General features: G+C 64.4%; 14 protein-coding genes. 9 read left to right on the top strand and 5 right to left on the bottom strand.

Annotation, left to right across the window (positions count from 1 at the left end):
* Positions 1–88 precede the first annotated feature (88 nt).
* Positions 89–970, bottom strand: coding sequence for a LysR family transcriptional regulator (locus QYH69_RS12285; RefSeq protein WP_308832132.1), 882 nt, complete (start codon positions 968–970; stop codon positions 89–91).
* Between the two features lie 147 nt (positions 971–1,117).
* Between QYH69_RS12285 and QYH69_RS12280 the strand changes: the two genes are divergently transcribed.
* From QYH69_RS12280 to QYH69_RS12270, 3 genes are all read left to right on the top strand, one after another.
* On the top strand, positions 1,118–1,912 hold the full coding sequence (locus QYH69_RS12280; protein WP_308832131.1) for a TerC family protein: 795 nt from the start codon (positions 1,118–1,120) through the stop codon (positions 1,910–1,912).
* A gap of 113 nt (positions 1,913–2,025) precedes the next feature.
* The gene (locus QYH69_RS12275; RefSeq protein WP_308832130.1) at positions 2,026–2,361 is read left to right on the top strand and encodes a zf-TFIIB domain-containing protein; all 336 of its coding nucleotides are present in this window, start codon (positions 2,026–2,028) and stop codon (positions 2,359–2,361) included.
* 308 nt (positions 2,362–2,669) lie between these two features.
* Complete coding sequence (locus QYH69_RS12270; RefSeq protein ID WP_308832129.1) at positions 2,670–3,026, top strand: BON domain-containing protein; 357 nt, start codon at positions 2,670–2,672, stop codon at positions 3,024–3,026.
* Between the two features lie 71 nt (positions 3,027–3,097).
* Here the strand turns inward: QYH69_RS12270 and QYH69_RS12265 are convergent, their stop codons facing one another.
* Positions 3,098–3,559, bottom strand: a complete 462-nt coding sequence (locus QYH69_RS12265) for a GNAT family N-acetyltransferase (protein WP_308832128.1) — start codon at positions 3,557–3,559, stop codon at positions 3,098–3,100.
* Between the two features lie 45 nt (positions 3,560–3,604).
* Positions 3,605–4,501 (bottom strand): LysR substrate-binding domain-containing protein, encoded by an 897-nt coding sequence (locus QYH69_RS12260; protein WP_308832127.1) that lies wholly within the window; start codon positions 4,499–4,501, stop codon positions 3,605–3,607.
* Positions 4,502–5,085: 584 nt separating this feature from the next.
* Here QYH69_RS12260 and QYH69_RS12255 point away from each other — a divergent pair.
* Positions 5,086–6,537: a CocE/NonD family hydrolase gene (locus QYH69_RS12255; RefSeq protein ID WP_308832126.1), complete on the top strand. Its 1,452-nt coding sequence runs from the start codon at positions 5,086–5,088 to the stop codon at positions 6,535–6,537.
* A 40-nt stretch (positions 6,538–6,577) separates the two neighbouring features.
* Here the strand turns inward: QYH69_RS12255 and QYH69_RS12250 are convergent, their stop codons facing one another.
* Positions 6,578–7,837, bottom strand: coding sequence for a permease (locus QYH69_RS12250; RefSeq protein WP_308832125.1), 1,260 nt, complete (start codon positions 7,835–7,837; stop codon positions 6,578–6,580).
* A 219-nt stretch (positions 7,838–8,056) separates the two neighbouring features.
* Here QYH69_RS12250 and QYH69_RS12245 point away from each other — a divergent pair, with 219 nt between their 5' ends.
* Positions 8,057–8,344 carry a hypothetical protein gene (locus tag QYH69_RS12245; RefSeq protein WP_308832124.1) on the top strand — a complete coding sequence of 96 codons (288 nt, stop codon included), beginning with the start codon at positions 8,057–8,059 and terminating at the stop codon, positions 8,342–8,344.
* A 38-nt stretch (positions 8,345–8,382) separates the two neighbouring features.
* Here QYH69_RS12245 and QYH69_RS12240 read toward each other — a convergent pair whose 3' ends face one another.
* On the bottom strand, positions 8,383–8,649 hold the full coding sequence (locus QYH69_RS12240; RefSeq protein WP_308832123.1) for a hypothetical protein: 267 nt from the start codon (positions 8,647–8,649) through the stop codon (positions 8,383–8,385).
* Positions 8,650–8,813: 164 nt separating this feature from the next.
* Here QYH69_RS12240 and QYH69_RS12235 point away from each other — a divergent pair, with 164 nt between their 5' ends.
* The 4 genes from QYH69_RS12235 to QYH69_RS12220 all read left to right on the top strand — a co-directional run bounded on the left by QYH69_RS12235 (position 8,814) and on the right by QYH69_RS12220 (position 13,489).
* Complete coding sequence (locus QYH69_RS12235) at positions 8,814–10,175, top strand: TAXI family TRAP transporter solute-binding subunit (RefSeq protein ID WP_308832122.1); 1,362 nt, start codon at positions 8,814–8,816, stop codon at positions 10,173–10,175.
* Between the two features lie 158 nt (positions 10,176–10,333).
* Positions 10,334–10,705: a superinfection immunity protein gene (locus QYH69_RS12230; protein WP_308832121.1), complete on the top strand. Its 372-nt coding sequence runs from the start codon at positions 10,334–10,336 to the stop codon at positions 10,703–10,705.
* 211 nt (positions 10,706–10,916) lie between these two features.
* Positions 10,917–12,134: an MFS transporter gene (locus tag QYH69_RS12225; RefSeq protein ID WP_308832120.1), complete on the top strand. Its 1,218-nt coding sequence runs from the start codon at positions 10,917–10,919 to the stop codon at positions 12,132–12,134.
* Between the two features lie 158 nt (positions 12,135–12,292).
* Positions 12,293–13,489 carry a cytochrome P450 gene (locus QYH69_RS12220; RefSeq protein ID WP_308832119.1) on the top strand — a complete coding sequence of 399 codons (1,197 nt, stop codon included), beginning with the start codon at positions 12,293–12,295 and terminating at the stop codon, positions 13,487–13,489.
* Positions 13,490–13,544 lie beyond the last annotated feature (55 nt).

The raw sequence follows: 13,544 nt of genomic DNA, 5'->3' as shown, positions 1-13,544 counted from the left end.
CGGACGACAGCGCCCAGCCCACCTGCCCGGCCATCGCGCCCACGGCCGGCGCCAGCGCGCGCGGGCAACCTGTCCGACCCGCGCCGCCCTATCCCCGCGGCGCGGCCAGCACCTGCAACGCAAGCGGATGATGCTGGCCGCGCCGCGAGCGGATCGCGTGAATTTCCTCGGCCACCCCGTCCGCGCGGCCCAGCCACCGCAGCCCCCGCATCATCGACAGATCCTCCGCACCAAGTTCCGCCAGCGGAAACACCCCGAGCCCGCGCGCCGCGAACACTGCCATCAGCGCGCTGTCCTCGAATTCGCCGACGATCTTCGGCCGGATGCCCTCGGCCTCGAACCAGCGCTCGAGCCGCGCGCGCAAGGCCCCGTGCCCGGTCGGCAGCAGCACCGGCAGTTCCGCGAGCGAAGCGGGAAAGTGGTCTTTGGCGGCCTTTTTGACGAGCGCGGCCGGCCCGTACCAGTCGACCGCCGATTCGGCGACGCGCTCGCTGAACACGCGCAGATCGCTGTTGTGCGGCGCCGGCTGGCACGCGAGCACAAGATCGAGCCGGTGCTGCGCAAGCTCCGTGAGCAGCTGGCCGTGCTCGCCCTCGTGGCACAGCAGCCGCAACGACGGCGTGTCGAGCACCGGCGCAAGCAGCGCATGCGCGGCAAGCTTCGAAATGCCGTCCGACAGACCGACCGCAAGCCGCGCGGCAGGCTCGCTGGCCGCCTCGCGCACTTCTTCGACGAGCGTCGCGCCAAGATGGAAAATCTGTTCCGCGCGCCCGAATGCGGCCTGCCCCGCCTCGGTCATCGTTATGCCGCGCCCGGCCGGCTTCAGCAACTGGCGGCCCATCGACTTTTCGAGCTCGCGCACCTGCGCGCTGATGGTCTGCACGGCCATGTCGAGACGCTCGGCTGCGCGCGCGAAGCCGCCCTCCTTCACCACGACCCAAAAATAATACAGATGGCGAAAGTTAAGCATTCGGGCCTCGCTTCGGAAAAACCGATGTGGAAGTGCGATTATGTCTGATTTCGCCGAAGCACAAAGCAGCCCAGAATACCGGTTAGCGCATCACGCAATTTCCGGTTTTTATCCGATCAATTCCGATTACCAGACGAACCGACCGCCATGGACTACCTGCTCGTTCTAGCCGCCGACCCCGCCGTATGGGCGGCGCTCGTCACGCTCGTCGTGATGGAAGTCGTGCTCGGCATCGACAACCTGATCTTCATTTCGATTCTGAGCAACAAGCTCCCCGCGGCACAACGCGAACGCACGCGGCGCATCGGCATCCTGCTCGCGCTCGTCATGCGGCTCGGTTTGCTCGCAACGGTCGCGTGGATCGCGCGTCTCACGCAGCCCGCGTTCGAACTGTTCGGTCACGGCTTTTCGTGGCGCGACGTGATCCTGATCGCCGGCGGCCTGTTCCTCGTCTGGAAGGCGACCCGCGAAATGCACCAGCACGTTGCGCACGACGGCGCGAACGACGGCACCTCAAGCGCGCTCGGCACGCTGACCGCGTGGGCAGCGATCAGCCAGATTCTGGTGCTCGATCTCGTGTTTTCGGTCGACAGCATCATTACCGCGGTCGGCATGACCGAACACGTGCCGATCATGTTTATCGCGGTGATCGCCGCCGTCACCGCCATGCTGTTCGCCGCCGGGCCGCTGTCGCGCTTTATCGAACGCAACCCGACCGTCGTCATGCTCGCGCTCGCGTTCCTGCTCGTCATCGGCATGGCGCTGATCGCCGAAGGTTTCGGCACGCATGTGCCGAAGGGCTACATCTACGCGGCGATGACCTTCTCCGCGTTCGTCGAAGGCCTGAACATCCTCGCGCGCCGCACGAAAACCCGCAGCGCGGCGCGCGCCGAGAAAACCGCCAGCCAAGGTGAGGAAATTACGAAGTCAAACCTCGGTTAAGCCAGATTTTTTCGCGACGTGCAGCGCGGTAGATTGAACCCATCGCCAGCGCTGCACGAAGCGGACGCAAAGCAGACGCAAAGCAGCGCGAACGAAACGCAAAGGAGCACATCATGAAATGCCCAGTTTGCAAGACGCCGGATTTGCTGATGACCGAACGCCAGTCGATCGAAATCGACTACTGCCCGAACTGTCGAGGCGTATGGCTCGATCGTGGCGAACTCGACAAACTCGTTGCGCAAGTCGGCGCTCAGCCTGGCGACGCGACGCCGGTACGCACCGACGATCGGCAGCACCCCGCCCAGGACCACCACCGCGCGCGCCCGCACTACGACAACGAGCGCCGCTACGACGACCGGCATCGTGACGATTATCGACACGACAACCGATACGGACACAGCGGATACCGGAAGAAACGCTCCCTATTCGACATGTTCGACTTCGACTGAGCTTTCAAATCGACTTCGACCGAGCGACTTCGACCGAGCGACGTCGACGCAAGAGACAGGCCCTCAGGCTCTGGCCGCCAGGCCCTCGGATAGGCTAGAGCTATTTGGCCGGCATATGCCGGCCTTTTTTTCGCCCGCTTTTTTCCACCTCTCATCGATCCCTATTCCGTGCATTTATAGAACTTCAGTGCGCGGAAGAAAGTCCCATCTATTTTCGACGGACAGAATGCGTGGCGAGCAAAATCGCGCCGGCAGGTGTGCTCGCACGGGGTCTTCCCGCCGCGCCAATCATTCAAGAGGAGCAGATTGTGAAATTCCCGGTCAAGAAGCTGTTCGCGTCCCGTACGCTCGTCGCCAGCGTGGCGATTGCGGCGTCCGTCATCAGCGCGGCGGCGCTCGCACAAAGCGCGCAAACCGATGCGCAGCCGACCCGCGCGAGCATCCGCAAAGCCAACCACCGCCTCGAACATAATGTACGCGTCGCGATCACGCGTGCGAAGATTCCCGCTGCCGATATCCGTATCGTCGCGCGCAGCGGCAAGGTCACGCTCGACGGCACGGTTCCCAGCGACGACATGGTGCAGCCCGCCGGTGAAGCCGCGGGCAAAGTGGCGGGCGTCACGTCGGTGCAAAACCTGCTGACGATGCGCGAAGCCGGACACTGAACGCGCGCGCCGCGTCGAATCGCGTTCGCAGTGCGTACCGGTCGATGCGGCTTGCGTGGTTTACAAGCAGCTCAGCGCGAAGCAACCGGCTTCGCCATCTCCGTCGTTGCGCTCCAGCCGAGAGCCGCATAAAGATCGCGGCCCGCCTCGGTCGCATGAAGAATCGCATACTGCACGCCGCGTTTCGCGAATTCCGCCTCGCCCAGCTGCATCAGATCACGCGCGAGCCCTCGTCTGCGATACGCGGGCTCGACGTACACGTTCAGCACATAACCGCGCCGGTCCGATACGGGATGAGACGGATGCGGCGGCCAGTCGATCAGCATCAGGCCGATGCCCGCAACCGGGTCGCCCGCGTCGCAAAGCAGATAACCGAAATACGTGCGGTCTGACAGACGCGGTCGCAGCCACTCGCGAAAATGCGTGGTCATCGTTTGCAACACGGCTTCGTCGCGGCCCGCCTCGCGAAACATCTGCTCGCGGTGACGGCAAACGAGTTCGAGATCCGCTTCGTCAAGCGCACGCACGTCCATTCGTTGGCTTCTCCAGTATCCAGTGATTCACAGGCTTCGGAACATTCACGATTCGCGCCGCGTCGCGCTTTCGATCAATTGCTCGGCGAGCAGATGCGCATGCGGCGTGAGCGCGGCGAAATCGCGTGCGCAAAGATACAGACGCCGCGTGGTCCACGGCTCCGATAACGGCACGATCGAAAGCCCGGGCCGGCGCAAGGTGCCGGCCGACACGAGCGACAGGATTGCGATGCCGATGCCTGCTTCGATCAGCATGCCGATATCGTCGAGGCTGCGCATCTGGATGCGGTAATGCAGTTGCTTGCCAAGACGCGAGGCACGCTCGGCAAGATGCGTTTCGAGCGCCGCATCGGAAAGTCCGACGAACGGCTCGTCGAGAATCTCCGCGAACGCGACCGATTTCGCGTCGCCGATCCGGTGCGAACGGCTCGCCACGACGACGAGTTGATCCTGCATCAGAAGATGCGTCTGCAACGATCCGAGGTCGGCAACATCGGCGACGATGCCGAGATCGGCGCGCCCGTCCGCGAGTGCCGGCACCATCTCCGAGCTCGGCCGTTCGTCGACATCGATCGACAGATCGGGAAAACGCGCGAGAAAGCGGCACAGATGCGGCGGCAAAAACGCCGCGAGCGCCGCGGTATTCGAGAGCAGACGGATGCGCCCTTTGAGGCCGGTCGCATACGGGCGCATTTCGCCGCGCATCTGTTCGACCTGCTCGAGAATCGCCCGCGCATGCCGCATCAATACGACGCCGGCCGGCGTGGCCTGCACGCCGCGGCGATTGCGTTCGAGCAGCGGCGCGCCGAGCGCGGCCTCCATGCCCGCGATGCGCTCGCTGACCGATGCGAGCGCAAGATGCATTGCCTGCGCGCCTTGCGTGAGACTGCCGCGTTCGACAACCGTCAGGAAAAGCCGCATATCGGTCAGGTCAAAACGCATGCGTTGGCTCTCCTGTAGTGGCGGGCGCGGACATGCTGCCTGCCTGCGTCCGGGCCGCTCTTCGCCCCGTCGCTTTGCGGCCGGGCGGCATTGCGCCGCCGGCTTCGGTTTTGCCGAAGTCTAGCATTGGAAATGCCAGATTGTGCGTGCGTTAGGTCGCCGTTAGCATGCGTCCATGCATTACCTGATCACGGGCTGGCCAGCCTTCCCGACGTGAGGATAAGCAGATCATGATGTCCGTCCTGCTCGATACAATCGGCTCGCTTGCCATTCTTGTCAGTGTTGCGATGCATCTCGCGCCGGTGCTGCACAGGCCCCACCGCGACTAGCGAACGCTGTAACCGGTCTTCAAGTTTTGCCTCATCGTGCCGATATACGTGTTTAACGCGGTCTGCGGCCTTTGAAACGTCGCGAACTTTCGTGCTGCTTTCGCGAACGGCTTCGACGGCCTGCATCCGCCTCACACCCGCATTCGAACACGCAGGCTTCAGGACGACCGTTGCAGCCCGCGCATCGAAGCGGCAACGTAACCCGCGTGCGACCCCCGGCACTTGAACCCGCGCCCGACTCCTTTGAACGCCGCGATGCGTCGCCCGATCACGCGAGCGCCGCTGATCGTACTGCCTGCGTGCATAGCGTTCTTCATCGCGCTTCTCATGACGCTTTGCGCGCCCGCCGCATCGGCCAGCGACGCGCATGACCTTCCGCCGGCACCGCTAAACGAAACGGTCCTGACCGTGGCCGTCGAGACGGCGCCGCCGGTGCGCCTGCAGGTCACGCTCTATATGCCGTCGCGCGGCGGGCCGTTCCCGCTCGCGCTCGTCAATCACGGCGCGTCGCACGATCCGGTGAATGCGCCGCGCGTCGCCGACGAGTTCATCCCTTACTATTTCCTCTCGCGCGGCTATGCGGTCGCGATGCCGATGATGCGCGGCTATGCCGGCTCAGACGGCCATCTGCGGCCGCATGGCTGCGACGTGACGGCCATCGGGCTCGACGCCGCGCGCGACATCCGCAAGGTGCTCGACGTCGTCAAGCAGCAGCCGGGCATCGACGCATCGCGTATCGTCGTGGCGGGCAAAAGCATGGGCGGCTGGAACACGCTCGCATTCGGTTCGATCGGTGCGACGAACCCCGCCGCCGGCGTCGGCGATGTAAAGGGACTGCTGAACTTCGCGGGCGGCGTCAAGGAAGGCGACTGCCAGTCGCCCGACGCCAGCCTCGTCGGCGCGGCCGGGCAATTGGGCGCGCGCACGCGCTTGCGCTCGATCTGGTTCTACGGCGACAACGACCAGATTTTCCCGACCGCGACGTGGCGTCAGATGTACGCGCACTACACCGCGGCGGGCGGCCGCGCGGAGCTCGTCGATTACGGCGCGTTCCAGAAGGACGCGCATGCGATGACGGCATCGGGCGCAGGCTTGCCGCTGTGGGTGCCGAAAGCCGATGCGTTCCTGCGCAGCATCGGCATGCCCGGCACCGAAACCTACCCCGAGTATCTGCCCGGCCATGCGCCGAAGTCGACGACGTTTGCGGCACTGAGCGACCTCAGCGCAATTCCGTATCTGAGCGACGATCAGAAGGAAAAACTGTATCGAGGCTTTCTCGCCGCGCCGCTGCCGCGCGCCATCGCGATCGGCATGTCGAATGGATCGTGGGCGTCCGGCGGCTTCGATCCGTCCAGCGCAGCGCTCGATCGGTGCTGGCAAACGGCGCAGTATTGCCAGCTGTATGCGGTCGATAACACGGTGGTCTGGCCGCGGCTTGCCAATGCGCCGCCGGCCACGGCATTCGCGCCGCTCGCGAACGCGGCGGCCGTGCCCTATCTGAGCGCGCAGGGCCGTCTCGCCTACTCGAAATTCCTGACGATGCCGCGGCCGCGCGCGTTCGCCATCGCGCCCGACGGCGCATGGGGCGCGTCGTCGGGCGTCGATCCGATCGGCGGCGCACTCGTGAAGTGCGCCAGCGGACATGCGAATTGCCGTCTCTACGCGGTGGACGGCGACGTCGTGTGGAGCGGCGCGGGCGGCAGGTGACGCACCGTGTTTCGCGGTGATTCGACGATCAGGTCTGTGTTCAGCGTCGATCGTGCGAATGTTGCGAATGGCCCGCATGGCCCGCATGGCCCACTTCGGCCGCCGCTGCGCCATGCGCATGGCCGCCGCGCTCGTGCTCCGCGTGCTCCCCGTGCTGTCCGTGCTCCGCGTGCGCCATCATCCGCATCATCTCGGGACCGCCCGTGCGGAAGAACACGAGCGTCAGCACGACGAACACGGCACCGAACGCAATATCGAGCACCGTCGTGTAGTTGAGCGTAATCGAGCCGCCGACCGCCGCCGCCGCGTGGCGCTGCTGCGGCACCCAGCCCGCAAGCTGGAACAGCGCCTCGACAAGCAGCGCAGCAGCGACCATCGCCACATAGAAGGTGGCGGCGATCAACACAGTCATGCGGCCGCCGTAGTACTTCCGGTAAATATTCAGAATCGGGATGATGATCAGGTCGCCGAAGATAAACGACGCAACCCCGCCAAAGCTCAAGCCGCCTTTCCACAGCACCGCGGCGAGCGGTACATTGCCGACCGAGCACGTAAAAGACGCCACCGCGATCAACGGCCCGATAAACGCGCCCCAGATCATGGCGACATGCGGATCGTCGGCCAAAAAGAACCGCTGCCAGAAGCTGTGCGGCACCCACGCGGCAAGCGCACCGGCAATCAGCAGCCCCGCGCCGATGTCCTTCCAGAGCATGGCCCAGTTCATCACATAGCCGTGGCTGATCGCGATCCAGCCGTCCTTCGACAGCAGCCGCTGCTTCCACGTGCCCTGCTGCGCGGCCATCGCCATCGATGCATGACCTTCCATGCTGCCCGCGATGCCCTTGTCGGCCTGCTCGCGCGCCGACTGCTTGAGCGTATCGGGCACGAACAGCCGGAATAGCACCGCGAGCGCGGCGATCATGATCGGGCCGCCGATAAATTCGGCCGCCGCGAACTGCCACGCAAGCAACACCCACATGAGCACGCCGATCTCGAGGACGAGATTGGTGGCCGCCATCTGGAACGCCATCGCGGCGGTGAAGTTGCCGCCCTTGCGCACGATCGAACGCGCCATCGCGACGGCGGCATACGAGCACGATGACGACACGGCGCCGAGCAGGCTCGCGCGAAGCAGGGACCGCGGTGATTCGTCGGGCAGCAGCCGCGACATTTCCGACTTCGAAACGAGCACTTCGACGATCGCCGAGAACAGGAACCCAAGGCTCAAGCCCCAGAAGATCTGCCAGAACATCGTGAATGCCATCCACAGTGCGTGCCCCGCCGCGCCGGCGATCTGCATACGAAACTCCGTCGTGAGGTATTACAGGGACGAGTATTGCGCGACCGGTCATGCAGGCCTGGCTTCCATGCGCCACTACAACTGCGACTACACGTGGCTTGCGCTTCTCGTGCTTTTTGATGCCGGCACTTGACCTTCCGTCATGGGAAGGAGTGACACTTAGCGCCGAGGGTGCACGCGGCTCATGCGTGTCCCGCAATCCTACTTACCGGTATTGCGATGAAATCTGGCCCTATCCGTCGATTCAGCATCTGCGCATTGACCGTGGCATTGACGTGCTCCGCGGCGAATGCGGCCGGCGTCGCGGCGTACGCCGGCAATACCGACGCCGGATTCGTCATGCGCTGGCTTGCGCATTTCGAGGCAAAGAACCCGTCGACGCAGCAGCACGATGTGCACCTGACGCACATCGCGGAGCAAATCGCCAGTGGACGCAGCACGGAGATCGAGGCGTTGAAAAAAGTGTCGGTTCCGCCGCGCGCGGCGACAAAGGCGCCGATTCGATAGATGACGGGCAGCCGCAATACGATGACCCGCCGCGCCGGTCAATCGACGTCGACGTCGGCCCTGTCTATTTCCTTGCGCTCGCGGCGTTCCTCATTGCCGCGACGCGCGCGCAAGCGCTGCCGCGACAACCGTGCGATGACTTCGCCGGTGCTCGCGCCCGCGGGGATCTCATTGCGAATGACTTTCGGGACCATCGGCAGGCCCTGACGTTGCCTGCGCAGTGCCTTCGCGATTGCCGCGCGGCACTCCGAGCCGTGGCAGTCCCATTCGTCACGAATTTTTTCGCAGTAAGGGCACTTGTTCATGGGGACAAGTTTACCCGCAAATACGGATCGCTTTTGGTGCGCCGCGGTGTGCGGTTTCCGGAGGTCCAGCCTCGATACCGGCGCTATCGGGATGCGCTATGATCGTCGCCGCAGGCATGAAACGCGGCACACCTCAGCGCATAAGCCGATAACGGGGAATAAGAATGCCAAAACGCAACCCGGCGTTGCACCGCATTCAGTCCACAGGAAAAATCACGCCCGCACGCCGGTGGACGCTGTTCGCCGTCGTGCTGATCGTGCTCGCGGCGCTCGTCTGGGCGGTATGGTCGCTCGCCGAGCCCGCGGTGCGCAACCGCATCGTGATAACGACCGGCGCGGACGGCGGCATCTATCGCAGCTTTGCCGACCGCTACGCGCCGCTGCTCAAACGCAAGGGCATCACGCTCGATATCCGTCCGTCGTCGGGGTCCGTCGAGAACTACGAGCGCCTTGCCGATCCCAACAGCGAATACGAGGTCGGCTTTATCCAGTCCGGCACGGTCCGCCCCAAAGACACCGACAATCTGCAGACGATCGCCGCGGTTTCGTACGAACCGATCTGGGTGTTCTACCGCGGTCCCGAGAAGGTCAACCAGCTCATGGAACTGCGCGGCAAGCGCATCTCGATCGGCGTGCCGGGCAGCGGTTTGCTGAACGTATCGGAAACGCTGCTGGGCCTCGCCGATGTGACGCGCGAAAATTCGACGCTGCTCGAACTCGACGCGGCCGATGCGTACCAGGGCCTCGAAAACGGCACGCTCGACGCGGCGTTCTTTATCGGCCGCCCCGACGCCCCGATGCAGCAAACCCTGCTCAACAGCGACCTGAAGCTCATGAGCTTCGCACTGGCCGACGCGTACGTGCAGAAATTCCCCGCGCTCGCCAAAATCACTTATCCGCGTGGCGCGACGAGCATTGCCAGGGATCTTCCGCGCGAAGACGTCACGCTGCTTGCCGCGACTGCGCAACTGGTCGCGAAAGATTCGCTGCATCCGGCGCTCACCTTCGTGCTGCTCGAAGTCGCGAAGACCGTGCATGGCGGCGAAGACTACTTCACGCCGGTCGGCGCATTCCCTAACCTCGATACCGCCGAGTTTCCGGTTTCCGACGAAAGCACGCGCTACTTCAAGTCCGGCCCGCCGTTTCTGCAGCGCTATCTGCCTTTCTGGCTCGCGAGCTTTATCGAACGGCGGCTGCTGATTCTCGTGCCGTTTCTCGCGGTGCTCGTCGGTCTGCTGCAGGCCTTGCCGCGCATGCTCGAGGCGCGCATCAAAAGACGGCTCGTGGTCTGGTATCGCGAGCTGAAGTCGCTCGAGGACGAAATCTGGCAAACCGCGCAGCCGACATCGGAGCAGGTCGAGCAGTGGCGCGACGAAATCGAGGAGATCGATGCGTACGCGGGGCAAATCCGCATGCCGCAGCGATACTTTCAGGATGTTTACGCATTGAAACAGGCCATCGCCGTGGTGCGCCACCGGATCGTGCAGATTGCCGCCCACACCTCGCACGCCAACATACCGGACTGACGGTCCTCGCACGATTGTTCAGGAATCAGCTATTGTGATTTGCGAACCATCCCGTTTCGTCACCACCCCGAACTGGCCTACATTGGATCCAACGATGCTGCGCTTGCAGTCAGGCGCAACAAGGCTCGTGTAGATCAACAGGAAGAAGAGGTGATGCAATGGCCAAATATGTCGAAGCTATCGGACTGATCGGTGCACTCGTGGTGTACCTCGTGCCGTCGCTCGAAGCGGATGCACGCGAACATCGTCACGCGTTCGCGATCACGATGATCAACGTGTTTCTGGGCTGGACCGTGATCGGCTGGTTCGCCGCGTTGCGTGCGGCACGCTCGCCCGACGGCGGCGCACGGTTCGCGCAGATCGCGCGCTCGGCCCGCACCGCGATTGCGCGCGGCACGATCGAGAAGCTTGTCAGTCATGTCCAGCACGGTGCGCCGTTCGCGCCGCGGCTGGCCGAAGCGAGAATCGTCGACGTGCGGCGCGCTCACTTCGAGCGCCACGCGAAGAACAGTCACCGCACGTTCCGGTAGGCAATCTTGTCGTACCGTGCAACGAAGTGTTATTGAGAATGCGTAGAGGTAATGATTGGCGACCGTGGAGCAGTTTCTCCCGGTCGCTTTTTTGCGCGCGGTTTCCTTCAGTCCTGCAAGGTTGCAGAACGGCTGTCAGCAGAGAATCCGCGCATTGACGATAATCGGGTGCCCCGTCTTTCCCGCAATCTTTCCTCGAGACCGGTACCCGATGCAACCAGCCTCCGGCACGCCGCGCACGTCCGGCGCGTTTTTGCTGCTCGCGCTCGCGTTCGTCATCAATATGATGGGCACGACGCTTCCCACCGCCGTCTACCGCTATTACCGCATTGCGTACGGCTTCACGCCGGCCACGATCACCGTGATCTACGCGTGCTATGCCTTCGGCGTGCTGGCCGCGCTGCTGATGGTCGGCAACTGGTCCGATCAGCTGGGCCGCAAGCGGATGCTGACGTACGGGCTCGTCGCCTCGGCGGCGTCGGGCGTGGTGTTTCTCGCAAGCACGAGCCTCGCCGGGCTGATGGGGGCGCGGCTGATCTCGGGCGTGTCCGCCGGCATTTTCACGGGCACTGCGACCGTCGCGGTGATCGAAGCCGCGCCCGCGAAGTGGCGCAATGCCGCGACGCTCGCCGCCACCGCATCGAACATGCTCGGCCTCGGCTGCGGACCCGTGCTCGGCGGTCTGATCGTCGAATATATGCCGGCGCCGATGCGCTCGCCCTATGCGGTTCATCTCGCGCTTGTCGTCGTCGCGCTGCTTGCGGTGCGCAGCGTGCCCGAGACAGCGCGCGTCGCCGCGCACGCAAAGTTGCGCATGCAACGGATCGCCTTGCCGCGGCCCGTGCGCGGCGCATTCGTGCCCGCCGCGCTATCGGGTTTCGCCGGTTTCGTCGTGGTCGGATTTTTCGCGGCCGTCGCGCCGCAATTGATGCGTAGCGTGCTCGGCTTTCACAGCGACGTCGCGATCGGACTCGTCGTGTTTCTGCTGTTCGCATCGTCCGCGTGCGGACAGGCCCTGCAAAGCCGGTTCGCACCGCGCTGGAGGCAACCGGCCGGTTGCGTCGGCCTGATCGCGGGCCTCGCGCTCGTCGCGCTCAGCAGCGTCTGCGACGCGAGGAGCGCGCTGCTCGCCGGCACCGTGCTCGCCGGCCTTGGCCAGGGCGCGAGCTTTCGCGCCGGACTCGGCGAACTGACCGCGCGCAGCCCCGCCGATGCGCGCGCCGCCGTGACGTCGGCCTATTTCGTCGTGCTCTATGTCGCGATTTCGCTGCCCGTCATCGGACTCGGCATCGCGACGCAACGGACCGACATCCGTCACGCGACGCTGCTGTTCGCCGCGGTGACGATCGTCGTCGTGATCGCCGCGCTCGGCTTTCTGGTAACCGGCAAAGGCGCTGCCCGGTCCGACGCGAGCGCGGTCGGCGAATAGGAACCATCGGGCAAAGCCGATGGGGACAAAGCGTTCCAGGTAGCCTGACTCGACCGAACGGAGGGAATACACCGCGCGGTCGAACGTTCTCGTGATTATCGGCGGACCACCTACCGCCGACGGATCGCCGCCCGGCGTTCCCCATCACGAGCATCGCCATGAACCTCGCCGACTTCGCCACGCCTTCGTTTCTCGCCAATCCGTACCCGGTCTATGACGCCCTGCGCGAAGCGGGTCCGCTCGTGCCGGTCGGGCCGAACCAGTTCTTCTCGGGCCGCTACGACGTGGTCGACAAACTGCTGCACGATCGCCGCATGGTTCATAACTTCGAATCATCGGTGCGCAAACGCTACGGCGAAGCAGGCGCGCAGCAACCGGTATTGCTCGGCTACGGCCGCATGTTCCTGCTGATGAACCCGCCCGTGCACACGCGGCTGCGCGGCCTGATGATGCAGGCCTTCAACGCGCGGCAGATCGAATCGATGCGCGACATCGCGCGCACGAGCGCCCAGCGCCTCATCGACCGCTTCGAGAACGACGGCAGCGTCGATATCATGGCCGCGTACGCAATGCCGTTTCCAATCGAGATGATTTGCCGCATGCTGGACGTGCCTGTCGAACATGCAAAAGAGCTCGGCGATGCGATCCAGCACGTGGCGAAAATGCTCGACGTCGCGCCGGCCGGCGAAGCGCAGCTGGCGATGTCGAACGATGCATACCGGACGCTCGACACCTATTTCTCGGAAGTCATCGAAGCGCGCCGCAAGCAGCCGGGCACCGATCTGGTCTCGATGCTGCTCAAGGCAGAAGATCACGGCGAAACGCTCACGCACGAAGAGATCGTCGCGAATGTGATCCTGCTCTACCTCGCCGGTCACGAGACCACGTCGCACATGATCGGCAACGCGCTGATCGCCCTGCAGCGCCATCCGCAGCAATTCGACGCGCTGCGGCGCGATATGACGAAGCTGCCGAACGCGATCATCGAATGCCTGCGTTACGAAGGGTCCGCTCAGCTATCGGGCCGCACCGCGAGCGAAGACATGGAAATCTCGGGCATTCCGGTGCCGCGCGATTCGATCGTCTATCTGTCGCTTGGCGCGGCAAACCGCGATCCGGCGAAGTTCGAACGTCCCGACCAGCTCGATATCGACCGCGAGGTGCCGCGCGTACTCACATTCGGCGGCGGCGTGCACCACTGCCTCGGCTATCGCCTCGCGGTGCTCGAACTCGAGACTGCACTCGGCGCGCTGCTGACGCGGCTGCCCAACCTGACGGTCGACGGGCTCGACGATCTGCACTGGAATGGCCGCAGCAACCTGCGCGGCGTCGAGACACTGCACGTGCGCTGGTAACCGCCGGAAATCGCCAAAGACCGCCGGGCCGCACGCGGAAGGCATCAGAAAGGCA

It is taken from the genome of Paraburkholderia sp. SARCC-3016 (genome assembly GCF_031119615.1).
GTDB lineage: Bacteria > Pseudomonadota > Gammaproteobacteria > Burkholderiales > Burkholderiaceae > Paraburkholderia.
This window is presented reverse-complemented; position numbering and strand designations above follow the sequence as displayed.